The sequence below is a fragment of the Lamprobacter sp. genome, assembly GCF_034860625.1.
Classification (GTDB): domain Bacteria; phylum Pseudomonadota; class Gammaproteobacteria; order Chromatiales; family Chromatiaceae; genus Lamprobacter.
Map to the genome: position 1 here is coordinate 36,784 of NZ_JAYESN010000014.1, position 18,829 is coordinate 55,612.

The 18,829-nt window shown below is 62.5% G+C and carries 17 protein-coding genes and 1 pseudogene; 3 read left to right on the forward strand and 15 right to left on the reverse strand.

Going from position 1 to position 18,829, the window contains the following annotated elements; genetic code table 11:
• Positions 1–107: 107 nt before the first annotated feature.
• The 14 genes from VBE63_RS05765 to leuC all read right to left on the reverse strand — a co-directional run bounded on the left by VBE63_RS05765 (position 108) and on the right by leuC (position 16,109).
• Complete coding sequence (locus VBE63_RS05765) at positions 108–782, reverse strand: SPOR domain-containing protein (protein ID WP_323682051.1); 675 nt, start codon at positions 780–782, stop codon at positions 108–110.
• Positions 783–826: 44 nt separating this feature from the next.
• Positions 827–2,167, reverse strand: coding sequence for a bifunctional tetrahydrofolate synthase/dihydrofolate synthase (gene folC / locus VBE63_RS05770; protein ID WP_323682052.1), 1,341 nt, complete (start codon positions 2,165–2,167; stop codon positions 827–829).
• Positions 2,133–3,071, reverse strand: a complete 939-nt coding sequence (gene accD / locus VBE63_RS05775; protein ID WP_323682074.1) for an acetyl-CoA carboxylase, carboxyltransferase subunit beta — start codon at positions 3,069–3,071, stop codon at positions 2,133–2,135. The genes folC and accD overlap by 35 nt, the downstream gene beginning before the upstream one ends.
• A 22-nt stretch (positions 3,072–3,093) precedes the next feature.
• Complete coding sequence (gene trpA / locus VBE63_RS05780; protein WP_323682053.1) at positions 3,094–3,927, reverse strand: tryptophan synthase subunit alpha; 834 nt, start codon at positions 3,925–3,927, stop codon at positions 3,094–3,096.
• The gene (gene trpB, locus VBE63_RS05785; protein WP_323682054.1) at positions 3,924–5,171 is read right to left on the reverse strand and encodes a tryptophan synthase subunit beta; all 1,248 of its coding nucleotides are present in this window, start codon (positions 5,169–5,171) and stop codon (positions 3,924–3,926) included. The genes trpA and trpB overlap by 4 nt, the downstream gene beginning before the upstream one ends.
• A complete protein-coding gene (locus VBE63_RS05790) occupies positions 5,155–5,781 on the reverse strand; it encodes a phosphoribosylanthranilate isomerase (RefSeq protein WP_323682055.1) in 627 nt (208 codons plus the stop codon). Before VBE63_RS05790 ends, trpB begins: the two co-directional genes overlap by 17 nt.
• Before the next feature lie 31 nt (positions 5,782–5,812).
• Positions 5,813–6,655: a tRNA pseudouridine(38-40) synthase TruA gene (truA, locus tag VBE63_RS05795; RefSeq protein WP_323682056.1), complete on the reverse strand. Its 843-nt coding sequence runs from the start codon at positions 6,653–6,655 to the stop codon at positions 5,813–5,815.
• Between the two features lie 3 nt (positions 6,656–6,658).
• Entirely contained in the window at positions 6,659–9,844 is a 3,186-nt protein-coding gene (locus tag VBE63_RS05800) for a FimV/HubP family polar landmark protein (protein ID WP_323682057.1), read from the reverse strand.
• Positions 9,845–9,854: 10 nt separating this feature from the next.
• Positions 9,855–10,970: an aspartate-semialdehyde dehydrogenase gene (gene asd, locus VBE63_RS05805; protein ID WP_323682075.1), complete on the reverse strand. Its 1,116-nt coding sequence runs from the start codon at positions 10,968–10,970 to the stop codon at positions 9,855–9,857.
• 126 nt (positions 10,971–11,096) lie between these two features.
• A complete protein-coding gene (leuB, locus tag VBE63_RS05810; RefSeq protein ID WP_323682058.1) occupies positions 11,097–12,185 on the reverse strand; it encodes a 3-isopropylmalate dehydrogenase in 1,089 nt (362 codons plus the stop codon).
• The gene (locus tag VBE63_RS05815; RefSeq protein WP_323682059.1) at positions 12,182–13,144 is read right to left on the reverse strand and encodes a DNA adenine methylase; all 963 of its coding nucleotides are present in this window, start codon (positions 13,142–13,144) and stop codon (positions 12,182–12,184) included. Before VBE63_RS05815 ends, leuB begins: the two co-directional genes overlap by 4 nt.
• A gap of 9 nt (positions 13,145–13,153) precedes the next feature.
• Complete coding sequence (locus VBE63_RS05820; protein ID WP_323682060.1) at positions 13,154–14,035, reverse strand: NotI family restriction endonuclease; 882 nt, start codon at positions 14,033–14,035, stop codon at positions 13,154–13,156.
• Between the two features lie 8 nt (positions 14,036–14,043).
• Entirely contained in the window at positions 14,044–14,691 is a 648-nt protein-coding gene (leuD, locus tag VBE63_RS05825; protein ID WP_323682061.1) for a 3-isopropylmalate dehydratase small subunit, read from the reverse strand.
• Positions 14,691–16,109 carry a 3-isopropylmalate dehydratase large subunit gene (gene leuC, locus VBE63_RS05830; RefSeq protein ID WP_323682062.1) on the reverse strand — a complete coding sequence of 473 codons (1,419 nt, stop codon included), beginning with the start codon at positions 16,107–16,109 and terminating at the stop codon, positions 14,691–14,693. The genes leuD and leuC overlap by 1 nt, the downstream gene beginning before the upstream one ends.
• Positions 16,110–16,519: 410 nt before the next feature.
• Between leuC and VBE63_RS31310 the strand changes: the two are divergent.
• Positions 16,520–16,828: pseudogene (locus VBE63_RS31310) on the forward strand (response regulator); the annotation flags it as partial.
• On the opposite strand, the gene VBE63_RS05840 reads toward VBE63_RS31310, so the two are convergent.
• The gene (locus VBE63_RS05840) at positions 16,784–17,125 is read right to left on the reverse strand and encodes a hypothetical protein (RefSeq protein WP_323682064.1); all 342 of its coding nucleotides are present in this window, start codon (positions 17,123–17,125) and stop codon (positions 16,784–16,786) included. The pseudogene VBE63_RS31310 and the gene VBE63_RS05840 sit on opposite strands and share 45 nt — an antisense overlap.
• Positions 17,126–17,352: 227 nt before the next feature.
• Here VBE63_RS05840 and VBE63_RS05845 point away from each other — a divergent pair, with 227 nt between their 5' ends.
• The gene (locus VBE63_RS05845) at positions 17,353–18,306 is read left to right on the forward strand and encodes an EAL domain-containing protein (RefSeq protein WP_323682065.1); all 954 of its coding nucleotides are present in this window, start codon (positions 17,353–17,355) and stop codon (positions 18,304–18,306) included.
• Positions 18,242–18,817, forward strand: coding sequence for an EAL domain-containing protein (locus VBE63_RS05850; protein WP_323682066.1), 576 nt, complete (start codon positions 18,242–18,244; stop codon positions 18,815–18,817). The genes VBE63_RS05845 and VBE63_RS05850 overlap by 65 nt, the downstream gene beginning before the upstream one ends.
• Positions 18,818–18,829 lie beyond the last annotated feature (12 nt).

The window sequence follows — 18,829 nt, forward strand, 5'->3', positions numbered from 1 at the left end:
CTTGAAACCCGTAGATCGCATGCCTGGTCGTTGAAGCCCATCAGCTCCGATGAGAGCCGGGCTCGATGCCGCCAACGCAGGCCGCAACAACACCAAGGTCGCAGCGCCTAAGGGTATCGCTGGACCAATGGCTGAGCACCGGTATCGGAAGCAAGCTGCGTGGCGAGACGATCTGCCCGCGCACGCTCAATCTCAGGGCCCACACGCACCCGGTAATAGCGACGCCCACCGACATCCGCTTGCTCAACAAAGGCCGGATAGCCCTTGGTGCGCAGCTCATCTTGGAGGGATCGGGCCGCTTCCGGCGAGCCGAGACTCGCGACCTGGATCACCCAGGCCCGCGTGCCAGGCGGGATCGGCTTGGGGCCAGCGGTCGCAGGGGCTGTGGCTTCGCCACGAGCGCGATCAGGACGCGCCCCGCTCGCCGTCGCACTCGACTCCCTCGCCGGGCGCTCCGCTGAGGATCTGCTGGCTTCGCTCGGCACTGTCGAACGCACATCGGCTGCAAGCGGCTCAGCATCCAACGCCGACCCTGGTGGCTCCGGTGTTGGCAGCGGCAGCGGCACATCATCAGGCTCCGGGAGCGGCCACTCAGATCCCGACTCGGTCATCAGCGTTTCGGCATCGCCACCCAAGGCATCATCTTGTTCTGGCACCTCAGGGATAATGATCGGCTCACCGAACTCATCATCGCTGTGCTCGACCAGCATTGGCACAAAGATCACCGCCAGCGCAACCAAAACGGCTGCACCGACCAGACGCCTCTTAGCCGCTTCATCCATCCGCGTCATGACCCCAAGGTACCTGCTCGTTGCCCAACGGCCAATTATACAGCAGCAATGATCGGGCTGCGCAGCGCAGCCTCAACCGTCACGAACGAGCCGAACACCAGGATCAGATCATCCGGCTCGGCCTGGGCTGCAGCTGCCGCAAACGCCTGCTCGAGATCGGGATGCGCAAGGCAGCCGACCGCAGGCGCCACATCGGCCAAGGCCGCCGCTAAGTCCTCCAGCGCCATCGCCCGCTCACTCGTCGAGCGCCCAATGTGCCAACCCTCGATCAAAGGCGCAAGCGGCGCGATCACCGCGCGCGCATCCTTATCCGCAAGCAACGAGAGAACCGCCAAGCGCCGCCCTGCGCAGGGGTAACTCGCCAGGTTCTCGGCCAAGGTCAGGGCGGCCTTGTCGTTATGCGCAACGTCAAGCACCCAGGTCGGCCGCCCCGGCAGCACCCTGAATCGCCCCTCGAGCTTGACCCGCAACAAGCCCTGCCGAATCGCCACCAGGCTGACTGGGAACCGATCGCTCAGCTGCTCCAAAGCGCAGAGCGACGCGGCTGCATTGTCGAACTGCCGGCGCCCCCGCAAGGCCGGTGCTGGCAACGCCCCATGCTGTTTGCTGAGCGGACCGCGCCAGGCCCATTGCCCGACCTCCGCGGACCAATCGAACTCCCGCCCAAGCTGCATCGGTAGCGCGCCGACCTCTTCAGCGCGCTCGCGTAAGCGGGCTGGCGCATCGCGCTGCCCAATCACCGCCGGCTGTCCGGCGCGAAAGATACCGGCCTTCTCAAAGGCGATCTGGTCAAGGGTATCACCCAGCCATGAGCAGTGGTCAAAGCCAATGCTCGCTACCAGCGCAACATCCGCGTCGATGATATTCACCGCATCAAGACGCCCGCCAAGACCGACCTCGAGCAGGGCGATCTCAACGCCAGCCCGAACGAAGAGATCAAATGCCGCGAGGGTGCCAAACTCGAAATAGGTCAGCGAGGCATCCGCCCGAACCTGGTCGATGCGTGCGAAGGCCGCGCACAGGTCCTCGTCAGCGGCCATCTCAGCGTTGATCCGAACGCGCTCGTTGTAGCGCAGCAGATGCGGCGAGGTATAGGCGCCACAGCAATAGCCAGCCGCACGATACCAGGCCTCGAGATAGGCGACGCAGGAGCCCTTGCCATTGGTTCCGGCAACAGTGATCACAGCACAAGGCAGCCGACCCGGCTTAAGCTCCGGATGCAACCGTTGCCAGACCGCACCCACGCGCTCAAGCCTGAGGTCGATCCGACTCGGGTGCAGGGTCTCCTGCCAGGCGAGCCAGTCTGCCAGGGTTTGAAACCGCGCGCCCGCAGCCACCGGCTCAGAGCGGACTTGGCAACAGGGCGCACGACTCAACGATCACCGACTCATCAGAGCCGTTGGCCTCGGGCAGGGTTTCATCGAGCAGCGAGCGGCGCATCAGCATCGCGATCAGATCGGCGGTTCGGTCGCGCAACTCACGTCGATCGCAGATCTGATCCAAGGCCCCGTGATCGAGCAAGAATTCACTGCGCTGAAAACCATCCGGCAGGGTCTCGCGCACCGTCTGTTCGATCACGCGCGGGCCAGCGAAGCCGATCAATGCGCCCGGCTCGGCGATATTGATATCGCCGAGCATGGCCAGACTCGCCGAGACGCCGCCCATGGTGGGATCGGTCATCACTGAGACGAAGGGCAACCTTGCCTCGCGCAAACGCCCAAGCGCGGCGCTGGTCTTCGCCATCTGGAACAGCGAGAACAGTGATTCCTGCATCCGCGCCCCACCGCTGGCCGAGAAGCAGACCATCGCGGCGTTCTGCTCGAGCGCGGCATCGACCCCGCGCACGAAACGCTCCCCGACCACCGAGCCCATCGAGCCGCCCATGAACCGAAACTCGAACGCCGCGGCGACGCAGGCCATGCCTTTGAGCCGGCCACGCATGACGATCAACGCCTCCTTCTCGCCGGTCTGCTTTTGCGCCTGGCTGAGCCGATCCTTGTACTTCTTCATATCCTTGAACTTGAGCGGATCGGTCGAATCCAGCTCGACACCAATCTCCTCGGCCGAGTCCGGATCAAGGAATTGCTCGAGCCGTTTACGAGCGAGCATCCGATTATGATGACCACACTTGGGGCAGACCTCGAGGTTACGCTCCAGGTCAGCCCGATAGAGCACCGCGTTGCAACCTGGGCACTTATCCCAGAGGCCTTCGGGCACTGCCCGTTTGCTGATCGCCTCGGTCCGGATGCGACTCGGGATCAGCTTCTCGAACCAGCTCATCGCTTCACCGCGGGCAGTCTTCTCAGCCATGCTGGCCTCCGTCGTTAGTCGCATCGATCGCGGTGCGCAGTTCGCCGAGGAAATCGCCGATGGCCGCTGGAATCCGCTCGGCCTGCCCCTCCTGCGCAAGCACCTCGATCCGACTGACGATAGCGCTCCCGACGATCACCGCATCGGCGACGCGCGCCACCCGCGCTGCGGTGGCCGCATCCCTGATCCCAAAGCCAACCCCAACCGGCAGCGCGATGCGCGCGCGGATTGCATCCAGCTTGGCGCTGACCTCGTCGACATCGAGATGGCCAGCACCGGTCACCCCCTTGACCGAAACGTAGTAGACAAACCCAGAGGCCACCTCAGCGATGGCCTCGATGCGCGCGGCATCAGAGGTCGGCGCCAGCAGGTAGACCAGATCTAGGCCCTGAGCCTTGATCGCATCGACCAGGTCGTGGCTCTCTTCCGGCGGCACGTCGACGATCAGCGCGCCATCCATACCGGCCTCGCTCGCCGCCTGCGCGAAGACCGCACCGCCCATGACCTCGATCGGGTTCAGATACCCCATCAGGACTACTGGTGTTTGATCGTCGGTCTCGCGAAAGCGACTGACGATGCCGAGCACATCGCGCAAGGAGACGCCTTGCGCCAAGGCCCGCTCGGTCGCGCGCTGAATCACCGGCCCATCAGCGATGGGGTCCGAGAACGGCACCCCAAGCTCGATCAGATCGGCGCCCGCAGCGACCATTCGGTGCATCAGCTCCAGTGTCAGCTCGGGCGTTGGATCACCGGCGGTGATGAACGGGATCAATGCGGTGCGGCCCTCGCCGCGCAGGCGATCGAATAGGGTCTGAATCCGACTCATAGCTGTAGCCCTTCCATGCGGGCGACGGTCTGCATGTCTTTGTCGCCACGACCCGAGAGGTTGATCAGGATGCTCTGATCCTTGCGCATGGTCGGTGCGACCTTGGACGCCTGCGCCAACGCATGGCTCGTCTCGAGCGCCGGGATGATGCCCTCGGTGCGAGTCAACCCATGGAAGGCCGCTAGCGCCTCATCATCAGTGACGGCGACATACTGAGCACGACCGCTGTCCTTGAGCCAAGCATGCTCAGGACCAACGCCCGGATAATCGAGTCCGGCCGAGACCGAATGGGTCTCTTGGATCTGCCCGTTAGCATCTTCCATCAAATAGGTGCGGTTGCCATGCAGCACACCGGGCTTGCCGGCGCAGAGCGGCGCCGCATGGCGACCGGTGGCGAGTCCATCGCCAGCGGCCTCGACGCCGATCATGGCCACCTCGGTATCGGCGATGAATGGATAGAACAGACCGATGGCGTTCGAGCCACCGCCCACACAAGCCATCACCACATCCGGCAGGCGTCCGGTCTGGTCGATCATCTGCCCACGCGCCTCGCGGCCGATGACTGCCTGAAAGTCACGCACCATCGCTGGGTACGGATGGGGTCCAGCAACCGTGCCGATGATGTAGAAGGTGTGATCGACATTGGTAACCCAGTCGCGCATGGCCTCGTTCAAGGCGTCCTTCAGCGTGCGGGTGCCGGACTTGACCGCGACCACCTCGGCGCCAAGCAGACGCATCCGGTAGACGTTGGCCTCCTGCCGCGCAACGTCGACCTCGCCCATGTAGACCACACAGTCGAGCCCGAGCCGGGCCGCGACCGTCGCGCTTGCGACGCCATGCTGACCGGCACCAGTCTCGGCGATGATCCGGGTCTTGCCCATGCGCTTCGCGAGCAAGGCCTGGCCGATGGTGTTGTTGACCTTGTGCGCGCCGGTGTGATTGAGGTCTTCCCGTTTCAGGAAGAGCTGCGCCCCGCCCAGCTCGCGGCTCCAGCGCTCGGCATGGTAGACCGGCGATGGACGTCCAACGTAGTCGTGCAGATCGGCATCCAGCTCACGCAAGAAGTCGGGATCACCGAGATAGCGCTCGTAGGCCTCACGCAGCTCGGTCAGCGGATGCATCAGCGTCTCGGGCACGAACATGCCGCCATAGGGGCCGAAGTGGCCGCGCGCATCCGGCCACTGATAAGGCGCCGCCATCAGCGGCGGCTTAACGAGTCCGAGATCATCAGCTCTGGTCGCCATCACCTACACCTTTCATAAAATCAGTCATCTTGTCTGGACTCTTGATGCCCTTCGACTGCTCAATCCCGCCGCTCACATCAACGGCATGGGGACGCAGCTGACGAATCGCATCCGCCACATTCGCGGCCGTCAGTCCGCCGGCGAGGATGACGCGCGATGCCTGCTGGATCGGCACCAACCCCCAATCAAACCGGCGGCCGGTGCCCCCGGCGAGCACCGGGTCGTAGGTATCCAGCAGCAGCGCGCTTGCACCGGCATAGCGCCGAGCCTCGGCCTTGAGATCAACACCCGCGCGCACCGCAACCGACTTGATCCAAGGTCGCCCGAAGCCGCGGCAATAGTCCGCTGGCTCGGCGCCGTGGAACTGGAGTGCGCCGAGCGGCACCCGCTCGAGCACGGCGCGGACCCGATCGGCCTCGGCATCGACGAACAACCCAACCGCCGTCACGAAGGCCGGCAAAGCGGCAACCAATGCGGCAGCCTGCTCGACATCCAGGCCGCGAGGGCTCGGCGGGTGAAAGACGAGGCCAATGGCATCGACTCCGAGCGCGACCGCCGCATCGACGTCCGCAAGCCGGGTGAGACCACAGAACTTAACCCGTGTTCGCATCGAAGAGGACCGCCTCATCACAAACCGCGCATTAGATCACAGCCAGCCCCTCGTCGTCTGGCTCCGCGGTAAGCGGTTTGCGATCGGCTGGCAACGCGAAGGCGTCCGGATAATCGACTCGCATCAGATACAACCCATGCGCGGGCGCGGTGACGCCCCCGCGCGCGCGATCCTTGAGCGCCAGTAGCTCAGCGGCCCAGTTCACAGGTCGATCGCCACGCCCGATCGCCAGCAGCACCCCGACCAGATTCCGGACCATATGATGCAGGAAGCCATCCGCGCCGACGCTGAGCTCGAGCAATGCGCCGCGCTCGGCCAGGTCGAGATAGTGCAGGGTGCGCACCGGGCTCTTCGCTTGACAAGCCAAGGCACGGTAGCTAGTGAAATCATGCCGCCCGACCAGCGCCGCGGCCGCCTCCCGCATCGGCGCGATCGCCAGCGAGCGATGGGTCCAGAGTGCGCGCTGATGCCAGAGCGCCGAACGCACTGGCCGGCGCAGGATCAGATAGCGATAGTGCCGCGCCAAGGCCGAGAAGCGGGCGTGGAAATCAGCGGCGACAGGCCGCGCCCAACGCACCGCGACATCGTCGGGCAGGTTGGCGTTGACGCCTAAGGTCCAAGCGCGCTCTGGCCGCTCGACCGGGGTTTCGAAATGCACCACCTGGCCGATCGCATGCACCCCAGCATCGGTGCGGCCGGCACAATGGACCTTGATCGGCCGATCGGCGACCCGAGCGAGCGCCTGCTCCAGCACCTGTTGAACACTGATGCCATGGCGCTGGAACTGCCAGCCGCAGTATTGGCTGCCAAGGTATTCGACGCCAAGCGCAACGCGCGGCGTCGAGCCCCAAGAGACGGCATCGACAAGACTCATCGGTTAGCGCAGCCCGGCCAGCAGTGCCTCGGCTTGGCGACGCTGTTCAGCACGCCCTTCGGCCACCACTTCCTGCAGGATGGCGCCCGCGGCATCCGAATCTTCCATGTCCAGATAGGCGCGCGCCAAATCGAGCTTCAGGCCGATCTCGTCCCCACCCTCGTCACTCTCGATCGGCCAATGCTCAACGGCTGAATTCCCGCTCACAAGCGCCCCTTGACTCCGATCAGCCGACGCTTGATCGGCGAGATCCTGATCGGATGTCGGCGTCATGCCCGAAGAGACTGCCTCATCGTCGGGCAGGCTGGCCAGGATCGGCAGCTCGATCGCCTCAGCGGGACCCAATATCTCAGCAGAACCCAATACCTCCGACGCCTCCGAAAACAACGGCCTAGGCTCAGGCTCAGGCTCAGACTCGAGTTGCCCAGCAAGGCTTGACTCAGCGCTTGTCAGCGCGTCGAGGGCTGCAAGATCAAGCTCAAGACGTGTTTGGGCCTCATCCTGCGAGCGACGGTGAGCAGCAGCTTGATCAAGTGGGGATCTTGGCCGGAAAGGCTGAGCTGGGCTTGATTCGGCTTTCTCCTCAAGCTCATCGAGATCGAGGAACAAGTCTTCATCATCCTCATGGCCATCGATAGCTTGATCATGACCCTTGATGACTTCATGGCCACTGACTTTATTGGCACTGACTTCATTGATGCTGTCATCGAGGATTCCAGCGATGGCGTTATCAACGCTGTCATCAAGGGCATTGAGGCCGGTCTCCGACAAGCGAGCCTCTTTCCCCAGAGCGGCTTCAATCTTCATCCATCGTTCAGGATCATACTGAGGATCAGCCGTTGATTGCATCCGATCCGCGAGCGGCGCCAAGGCAGCCAGATTGCCAGCAGCAACATAGGTCTCAGCCAGTTTATAGCGCAGCTCTGGGCTCTCACCCACAGCAGCGATTGTCTCCCGTAGCACCCGCTCAGCATCTTGATAACGCCCATAGGTCAGGAAGACCTCTGCCTCAGCAAGACCATCGATCGCATCAGGACCTTGCTTCTGCTTCTGCTCCTGCTCTTGTTCTTGTTCTGCTGGTGCTGAGAGGGCGACCTCTAATTCTGGCTCGCGTCTCTCATTGGCGACCATCTTTGCTTGCTCGGTTGCCTTATCCTTGGCCAGAGCACGACCACTCATCAGATCCTCTAGCTCAACCAACTCCCCTTGCCAGGATGCCTCCTGTTGATCAACAGCGGCGATTGAAACAGATCCCCTATCCTGATCAGCGTTCTCGGCCATGGTTGCACACACGGTCTCGGCAAGCAGCCAGTTAGGGTCCAATCGAAGACCCTCGGGAAGCGCGGCATGCGCTTCAGCTCGACCGCCCGGCAGCTCGTCGTCTAAATCGACCGCATCAACGGCAGAAGCCTGCCGTCGACGACGCTGCAGCATGAGCGCGAGCAAGGCTAATAGCAGCGCCACCCCAAGGAGCGGCAGCGCCCAGCCGGGCATTGCTTGGCGCCAAGCGTTCATCACACCAACCGGATCAAGCCCCGGGCCCGCTTCCACCACATCAGAGCCGGTATCCCTACCAGCGGTCGAACCAGCAGCACTCCTCGAGGGGCTTTCGTCGGCATCGGCGAGCACCGGCCCCTGATTGAGAGCCTCGTCAGCGAAGCCCTGCGTGGCGAGACCGGCTAATCGCGTATTACGCAGTTCGAGCAGCCGACGAATATCATCCAACTGCGCCTCCAGCGACTTGATTCGGGTTCGGAGCTCATTCGCCTCCTGACGATTGGCCTCGCTGACCTCGCGCAGCAATAACAGCTCGGCCTTAAGTACCCCATCAGCCTGAGAGGGGCTGCGCGTCGCAGCGGTCGCTTCAGGTGATCTTGGGTCAGGCGCATCCGCCAACTCTTCAGCAGACCCTTGAGTCGATGGCGGCTCAGATGCATCAGCTAAGCTTGGTTCAGTCCCGTCGGCGAAGCTCAGCTCTGACGTTATCGCCGGCTCCTGCTCTGGCTCTAGCTCTGTGAGCAAACCTGGTCCTTCGAGATCGACCTGGCCCTGCTCATCGCTCGCGGCATCGGCAACGGCGACTCCAGTCGTTTCCGGGGTCGCAATGGTCAAACGTGCGTCGATATCCGTCAGCGGTCTTTTCACGACAGGACGCCCGGCCAAGGCGGCGCGATACTGCTTGCGGGCCACTTCGGGCCCTAGCGCAAAGAGCTCGTCCGCGGTCGGAATCACCAACTCGGCACCCACGCGCAAGCGGTTAATGTCTGAATTGAAAAAGGCGTCTTGGCTATTGCGGTAGAGCGCCATGATGGTCTGCTCTAGGGTCGCACCAGGCGGCGCCAAGCGACGCGCGATCACAACAAGCCCAGCACCGGAAGGGACAGGACCATAGCGTAGGGGAAAGTCAATCTCGGCCACTGCCGCCGGGATCTCGACATTGATCGACAGGTCTTCGCCCTTAGCCTCTGCCCAGGTCGCTCGAGATGATGCTGCTGCAGGCACAGACCGCGAGCCTGGCTTCGCCTCTGCTTCCGAGGAGTCCGCGCTGGGTAGCAACGAGGTGGCAGACGCAGGCTCGATCCCCGTTGATCCCTCGGCGGCAGCCGCTAAGGGCGACTGCAGGGTCTTTGACGGGTGCCGCGGCGCCGGCGCGCGCGCTGACGGCTGTCCGCCCAACGCGGGCGGGTCCAGAAGCACCGCATATTCCTTGACCAACCGCCCGCCCGGCCAGACGACCTCGACCAACAGATCCAGGTAAGGCTCACGAATCGGCTCGCGGGTCATGACCTGGATGATCGGCTGGCCCCGCGGACCGATCATCGGCGTGAACTGAAGACGCGTCAGCGTGAATGGCCGTTCAATCCCAACCTGCTCGAACGCCGACCGACTTGCAAGACTGGCCTTGACCGAATCCAAGGCATTCGCGTCGACCTCATAAAGATCGATCTCACCATAGAAGGGCTGGTTCAGCGAGGACTGGGTGCGCAGTTCGCCGAGCCCCAAGGCGCTGGCAGGCGACTCATAGAGCAGGATGGCAAGGACTGGCAGCGTCCTCAGTGTCTGCCCACTGAGCCGCCGAGCATGGGCACTGACTGGCCTTAGCCGTCGCAGCCTCAACCTGAGTAGCTGGTCGAAAAAAACGACAAGAGAGGATTGGCGTCGCTGGCGCTTGGCGATCGACAGCCACATGTGACCGGCATCAGCGCTCGAGAAGGATGCGGAGCATCCGCCGCAGGGGCTCAGCCGCGCCCCACAACAGTTGATCACCGACGGTAAAGGCATTCAGAAACTCCGGCCCCTGCGCCATCCTGCGCAAGCGACCAACCGGAATGCTCAGGGTACCCGTCACCGCCGCCGGCGACAGCCCAGCAACGGTCTGCTCGCGCTCGTTCGGTATCACCCGCACCCACTCATTGGCCTCGGCCAGCATGGCGGTGATCTCGTCGATCGGGATCGCCTGCTTGAGCTTAATCGTCAGCCCCTGGCTGTGGCAGCGCATCGAGCCGATGCGCACACAGGTGCCGTCGATCGGGATCGCGTTCGCCGCACGACCGAGGATCTTGTTGGTCTCGACCCCGCCCTTCCATTCCTCTTTCGACTGGCCGTTGTCCATCGGCTTGTCGATCCAGGGAATCAGACTGCCAGCGAGCGGCACGCCGAATTGCTCGGTCGGGAAGGCCTCGGCGCGCATCGCCGCGGTCACCGTCCGATCGATATCAAGGATCGAGCTACGCGGATCGGCCAGCAGCTCGCTGACACTGGCCTGCAGGGCGCCCATCTGCGCGAGCAGCTCACGCATGTTGCGCGCGCCAGCACCGGACGCAGCCTGATAGGTCATGGCGCTGACCCAATCGACCAGGTCGCGGCGCAACAGCTCACCGACCGCCATCAGCATCAGGCTGACCGTGCAATTGCCGCCGATGAAGTCGCGCTTGCCCGCCGCCAACGCCTGCTTGATCACATCCAGATTCACTGGATCGAGCACGATGGTGCTGTCTTCACGCAGCCGCAGCGTCGAGGCGGCATCAATCCAATAGCCCTGCCAGCCGCGCGCGCGCAACGGCTCAAACAGCTGCCCGGTGTAGTCCCCGCCTTGGCAGGTGACGATGGCGTCCATCCCAGCCAAGGCGTCCAGATCATGGGCGTCGAGCAGCGGCTGCGCGCCCTGCCCCACATCCGGCCCCGGCTCGCCTTGTTGCGAGGTCGAAAAGAAACGCGCCTCAGGGATCAGCGCGAAGTCATCCTCCTCGCGCATCCGATCCATCAGGACCGAGCCCACCATGCCACGCCAGCCAACAAAACCGACTCGATTCATCGAGATTTCACCCATGTTAGGAACAGCTCAGGAAGCAACAGGAGCATGTACAGAGAGCGCAAGACGCCAGATTAAGAGGCCCCTCAATCTGCGCGTCAAGCGGCGCGCCAAGCCCGCTCGCACTGACTAGCCAGCCGACGCGCGCATGGCCTCCAGTACCGCGTCACCCATGGCGGACGTGCCAACCGTCGTCGTACCCGGCGACGCAATATCAGGCGTGCGCAGTCCGTGATCCAGCACCTTGGAGACGGCCGCATCAATGCGATCAGCCGCATCGGGCGCACCGAGCGAATAGCGCAGCATCATCGCCACTGAAAGCAAGGTCGCGAGCGGATTGGCGACCCCCTGACCGGCGATATCGGGTGCCGAGCCGTGGATCGGCTCGTACATGCCCTGTCCCTGCTCGTTGAGCGAGGCCGAGGGCAGCATACCAATGCTGCCGGTGAGCATGGCGGCGCAATCAGATAGGATGTCGCCGAAGATATTGCCGGTGACCATCACATCAAACTGCTTGGGCGCACGCACGAGCTGCATGGCGGCATTGTCGACGTACAGATGACTGAGCTCGATCTCAGGATAGTCGGCAGCGGTCTTGATAGCGACCTCACGCCACAGCTCGGTGCATTCGAGCACGTTGGCCTTGTCGACCGAGCAGACCCGCTTGCCGCGCTGCATAGCGATGTCAAAGGCGACGCGACAGATGCGCTCGACCTCAGACTCAGTGTAGACCATGGTGTTGAGGCCGCGACGCTCACCGGAGGGCAGAGTCTCGATCCCGCGCGGCTGGCCAAAATAGATGTCGCCAGTCAGCTCGCGCACGATCATGATGTCGAGCCCTGCGACCACCTCAGACTTTAGAGTCGAGGCCTCGGCAAGCTGCGGATAGAGGATCGCCGGGCGTAGATTAGCGAACAGGCCCAGCCCAGAACGCAGACCCAGCAGTCCCTTCTCGGGACGCTTGGAGATGTGCAGCGGCTCCCACTTCGGGCCGCCGACCGCACCGAGCAGCACCGCATTGGCCGCCTTTGCGGCGGCGAGCGTCGCCTCCGGCAGCGGGTTGCCGTAAGCATCGTAAGCGGCACCGCCGACCAAGGCGGTCTCGGTCTCGATATCGAGGCCGAAGTCGGTGCGCAAGCCATCGAGCAGCTTTGTGGCCTCAGCAACGATCTCGGGACCGATGCCATCGCCGGGCAGAATCAGGATCTTTTTGGTCAATGCATATTCTCCAATTCGCGCGCCTGTGCGTCTGGAGCAAGACCATAACGCTCAGGCTGATCAGCAATGGATTGGATGCCTGTCATCCAATCCAGATTGCGCCCGATGACAAGTTCAGTCATGGGCGCATGATGGGTATTCTTCATCGGAATCGGCTTGGCGATAAAACCGTACTGGCGAGCCAGCGCCTTGACCTCTTCCGCATGATCATAGGTCATAATAAAATCGCCCTTGAGTTGGGCGCATCGCTCGAACAGTGCTTGATGATCCAGCTCGAAATGCCGATACAAACGCTGTCCGGCTTTTTTACCGCCGGCGGTATAGGGCGGGTCGATGAAAAAGACGGTATTCGGATCATCGCGATAACGTTCAAGCACGGCCAGCGCATCGCCCTGCTCGAAACGCAAACGTTCGCGAATTTGATCGATATCGCGCAGACGTTTGGCCAGTGTGCTCGGATACCAGCGCGATCCGATGCCTTTTCCCGATTCACCGCGTTTGATGAATCTGGAGCCGGGCGCCAGGATGCCGCCGTGCAATGTTCGATTGCGGAGAATCGTCCTGAAAGCATGTTCGCGGGTACTCGTCGGCCCCTGACTCAAAGTGTCGGTGACGTTTTCCAGCGACATCTCAAAAGCCAGAATCCGCCTCGCCAGCCACTCGGCCTCACCATCCCGGATCGACTGCCAGACCGCCGCGACATCCTCGTCCAGTTCGACCATCAAAACCGCTTCAGCAAGCTGCTCGAAGGCCGCCGTCAGCGATACGATCCCGCCGCCGGTGAAGGGTTCGATCAACAGCGCCGGACGGCGCGGCTGATGACGCAGCCAGTCGCGCAAACGCGGCACAAACCATGTCTTGCCGCCCGGATACCGGAACGGACTGCGCTGCGGAACAGAGGCGACGTTGACCATTCTTGGGCGGTCATCGACTTCCCCGAAAAGCGACTGCTGAATCATGATGAGCGGCTAACCTAATGGATTATCGATGACGGAATTGATCGGCGGAGATTCCAATTTTTCGTCGACTTTTTCCTGTAAGCGACGCATGAAATCATCGATGCAACCGACATTCGGCATCGTGATTCGGGTCAGTGCATCCGCAAACAATGTATAAACGACTTCCGTTTTCTGCAAAACATAACGCAAAGTGTTTTCATCGAAAACGAGGTCGTAAATCAGCCAGGTAACTTCAGCTTCCTGGGGATTCGCGCTCTGAAGCTTGGGCAATGTGTTGAAAAATTGACGATCAATGGCAACCGCCATCTTTTTCTTCCAATCGTGAAGAATATTGCCCTTGAACATCAGCTGTGGCGCAAGCCGCTTTCTCGACGACGACAGAAAATCCGGTCGCGGATAATTCGGCTCGCGAGTCCAATCCATGTCGGCATGGATTCGGCAATCCGACATGTAGCGCGCGAACGGATCTCTGACGTTGCCGGAAATATAGACGGCTTGAATCTCCAGCGAGCCAAAATCATACACCTGACCGGTCTGATCATAAGCCGCCAAAACCAGATCGATATTACCCGCCGATTTTCCATCCCGATCCGCCAATCTAACCTCGGTCAACGACGTCCAGGAGGCTCCATCAGGAAAAAAGAACTCGGCTGCATCATCCGCAATTCGCCAGTCTTCTCTAAAACGGATCGGACAGGTGATGACCGGCCCGTCTTTTGTGTGGACGCTACAGACGCCCAGCGGATTCTTTGCTTTATCCTTAGTGCAGCTTGGCACCTTGTTATTGAAAGGACACAACCTGTTTCGACGGAATCGCTGCGCCCTTTCGCTGAAGTCGTCCGGCGCATGACCGAAGACTTCAGCCAGCGGATGTCGTGGCGACTGCCGCACAACCAGCTTCAGTTGCCGCTCGCAAACAGCCAGGGCGCTTCGGCGCGGCGGCGTTCTTCGTAGGCGCGGATGCTGTCGGCTTCTTGCAGGGTCAGGCCGATGTCGTCCAGCCCCTCGACCAGACGCTGCTTGCTGCCGGCATCAACCTCGAAGGCAATGACCTGGCCGTCGCTCAGGGTCAGGGTCTGCGTCGGCAGATCGACGGCGATGCGCAGCGGCTCGGCGCCGGTCGCCTTGGCGAACAGCTCGTCGATCACAGCGGCGTCGAGCCGGATCGGTAGCAGGCCATTCTTGAAACAGTTGTTGAAAAAGATGTCGGCGAAGCTCGGCGCCAGGATGACGCGGATGCCGAAATCGGTCAGCGCCCAGGGCGCGTGCTCGCGCGAGGAGCCGCAGCCAAAGTTCTCGCGCGTGAGCAGGATCTCGGCTTGGGCGAAACGCGCATCGTTGAGTACGAACTCAGGATTGCGCGGACGCTGGGTGCAGTCCATGTCCGGCTCACCGTGATCCAGATAGCGCCACTCGTCAAACAGATAGGGGCCGAAGCCGCTGCGCTTGATGCTCTTCAGGAATTGCTTGGGGATGATGGCATCGGTGTCGATATTGGCCCGGTCGAGCGGAGCAACGACGCCGGTGAAATTCGCGAAAGCCTGCATCAGAGCGTCCTCACGTCGACGAAATGACCGGTCACGGCAGCTGCCGCCGCCATCGCTGGGCTGACCAGATGGGTACGACCGCCCTGCCCCTGCCGACCCTCGAAATTCCGATTGCTGGTCGCGGCGCAACGCTCGCCCGGCTCCAGCCGATCGGCATTCATCGCCAGACACATCGAGCAGCCCGGATCGCGCCACTCAAAACCGGCGTCGATGAAGATCTTGTCAAGCCCCTCAGCCTCGGCCTGTTCCTTGACCAGACCCGAGCCGGGGACGACCATCGCCAGCTTGATCGAGTCGGCGATATGGCGCCCCTTGGCGACCTCAGCGGCAGCGCGCAGGTCTTCGATACGACCATTGGTGCAGGAGCCAATGAACACCTTATCGATGCCAATCTGGGCGATCGGTGTGAGCGGCTCTAGTCCCATGTAGGTCAGCGCATGGCGATAACTGCCGGCCTTGACGGGATCAGCCACCGCGTCCGGGTCTGGCACCTCGCTGTCGATCGGCACCACCATCTCGGGTGAGGTGCCCCAGGTCACTTGCGGGCGGATGCTGGCCGCATCGATGCGCACCACGCGATCGTACTCGGCGCCAGGATCAGTGTTCAGCGAGCGCCAATAGTCGGCAGCCTGTTCAAAGGCCTCGCCCGTCGGCGACTGCGGACGACCGCGCAGATAGTCGACGGTCTTCTCGTCGATGCCGATCAGCCCAGCGCGCGCGCCGGCCTCGATCGCCATGTTGCAGACCGTCATCCGGCCTTCCATGCTCAGCGCCGAGATCGCCTCGCCAGCGTACTCGATCACATGCCCGGTACCGCCAGCGGTGCCGATCTCGCCGATGATCGCCAGCACGATATCCTTGGCGGTGATGCCGCGACCCAGCGCACCCTCAACGCTCACCAGCATGCTCTTCGGCTTGCGCTGCAGTAGACATTGGGTGGCGAGCACATGCTCAACCTCGGAGGTGCCGACACCAAACGCGAGCGCGCCAAAGGCGCCATGGGTCGAGGTGTGGCTATCGCCGCAAACCACGGTCATGCCCGGCTGGGTGAGGCCCTGCTCGGGGCCGATCACATGCACGATGCCCTGGCGCGGATCACCCATGGCGAAGAGCTGGATGCCGAATTCGCGGCAGTTGGCCTCGAGCGTCTCGACCTGCAGACGCGAGATCGGGTCGACGATGCCGAGATGACGATCGCTGGTCGGCACATTGTGATCCGGCACCGCCAGGTTGGCCTCGGGGCGGCGCGGCTGGCGACCGGCCAGGCGCAGTCCCTCGAAGGCCTGCGGCGAGGTCACCTCATGCACCAACTGCCGGTCGATGTACAGCAAGGCGGTGCCATGCTCATCGGTACGGACGATATGGTCGTCCCAGATCTTGTCGAAAAGTGTTCTTGGTGAGGCGCTTTGAGCCGCCATCGAGCATTGCTCCGATCAGAAAATAAGCCGTGCAGCATAAACGGCTGGCGCCCAAGGCTCAATCTGCGCGTTGCTGCTCAGCAGTTCGCGGATGACGCGGGTCGATCACACGGGTCGATCAACGTACCGACCGCTTGCGAACTGTGACGCGGTTCACAGCATGCGGATCTCGCCGCCATCAGGCACGCAAAGCGTCCGCCTTCTCCGATGCAATCCGTTGCAACCATGATACAAATCAAGCCTTCAACCCATCGGATCTCAAGCCTCGTCGTTCTGGCGTCGATATAGCCATTAGCCCTGATTGCTAGACTCAGATATGACGCTCGCTTTCAGTTGGCGTGAATCAGGTATCTGGATATCAGGTGCGATGGCTATAACTGACAGGGCGGGCATGGAACTGGAAACTGGACGTGGCACCTCAACCCCGGAAAAACGACAAGCCGCACATCTTGGCGGTCGATGACGACCCGGTCACGACACTGATCATCGAGAACGCGCTATCGCCTCGATTTCATGTCGATACCGCCAGCAGCGGCGAGCAGGCGCTGCAGTTGTTCGAGCAGCGAAACCCGGATCTGATTCTGCTCGATGTGGTCATGCCGGGCATCGACGGCTTCGAGGTCTGCAGCAGGCTGCGCGCGCACCCCAAGGGGCAAACCCTGCCGGTGGTGATGCTAACCTCGCAAGATGATCTCGACTCCATCGGCCGCGCCTACCAGATGGGCGCCACCGACTTCATTGCCAAGCCGATCAACCCTGCGCTGATCGCCCATCGGGTCAGCTATCTGCTGCGCGCTCACGAGACGTTCAAGGCGCTCGGTCGACGCGAGCGACAACTGGCCGCCGCCCAACGCATCGCTCGCCTGGGTCACTGGGAATTCGCCGTTGGGCAAGACCGGTTTCAGCTGGCCGAATCGGCCTGCGAGCTGCTCAATCTGCCGCATCAGCCAGAAGGCATCAAGCTCGCTCAGCTGCTCGATCAGGTGCATCCGAGCGAGCGCGCGCAGGTCGAGCAAAGCCTACTTGGCCTGAATGCTCGTCACAGCGGCCTTCATCAAAGCCCTGCTCATCAAGGCCCTACTCATCAAAGCTCGGATCATCAAAGCCTCGATCAGCGAGACCTTCATCAGATCCCGGTTTCTCCTAGACCCAGTATCCACTTTGAGCATCGCCTGCACGACGGTATTCGCGTGCTGCGCCAGAACGCGGAATATTCGCCCGAGGCGAGACCTGGCTCGGTACCGTGCAAGATGTCACCGCCATGCAGCGCTCGGCGCAGCGCATTATCAAGTTGGCCTACTACGACGAAGCCACCGGCCTGCCCAACCGGGATTTCTTCGTTGATTACCTGCAACGCAAACTCAATCAGGATGACGCCGTTGAGCAGGGCGCCGCTGTACATGGCAATCGGATGCATGGCAGCGCTGAGATCTGTGTGCTGGTGGTTGAGATCGATGCGCTGAAACGGGTCGGCATGGGCTGGGGTCAGGCGGTCACCAAGCCCTTGGTGCGCGACCTGGCAAGACGCCTGCTATCAGACCTGGACATCGCCGCGCCGGAAGCGCCGCTGCCCGCACCAAAGGCCTGGAACCCCGAACACCCCCTGCTGCTGGCACGCATCAGCGACGCGGCTTTTGCGCTCTTATCGACCCGTGGCAACCCAGGACGCTCGCTCACCACGCGCCTGCTGGCCGCGCTGAGCCAGCCGTTGACCGTTGCCGGCATCGAGCTACCGATCCAGGCCAAGGTCGGCACCGCGGATGCGAAGGCCTGCGCACTGAACGCAGAGACCCTGCTCCATCATGCAATGGCGGCGGCGGCAACCGCCTGCCTCAGCGCGGACAAGGTACAGGCCTATCACCAAGACCTCGATATCGGCGAGCGTGGCCGCCTGACGCTGGAGGCGCGGCTGCGCCGTGCCATCGATGAGCAACAGCTAGAGCTCTGGTATCAGCCGAAGATCGACGGCCGTAGCGGCAGGCTGATCGGGGCCGAGGGCCTGGTGCGCTGGCGCGATCCCGACAAGGGGCTGATCTCGCCCGGTTGTTTCATCCCCCTGGCTGAGGAGACCGGCTTGATCGTACCCCCTGACCAATCAGGTGCTGGACCTGGTCTGCGCCGACCTGCGCCTGATGCACGGGCCAGGGCGGCAGCGGTTGAAGATCTCGGTCAACATCAGCGCCGCCCAGCTCGATGACCAGCGCCTGCCGGAGGAGATCGCTCAACGTCTATCCCGCGCTGGACTCAAGCCAGACGACCTGGAACTGGAGATCACCGAGCGGGCGCTGATGTCGCGTGTCGACAGCGTACTCGACACCCTCAACGCCCTGCACGAGCTTGGCATCTGTCTCTCGCTGGACGATTTCGGCACCGGTTACTCCTCGCTCGGCTATCTCGGCCGGTTCCCGATCGATGAGCTCAAGATCGATCAATCCTTCGTCAGGGAATTGTGCAGCGGCAGTGCTGGCGAGACCGTGGTGCGCGCCATCATCGCGCTGGCGCGCGGTCTCGGGTTCTGGGTGATCGCCGAGGACATCGAAACCCAGGAGCAGGCGATCTGGCTGTGTAACAACGGCTGCGAATGGCATCAGGGTTATCTCTACTCGCGGCCACTCGAGCGGGACGCCTTTATCCAACTGCTCGACCAGCGCGCAGCACTGCCCTGGAGCGCCTTGCCTTGCGCGACTTCTGTACAAGCGCGTCGCTGAGCGCCGGCTGCA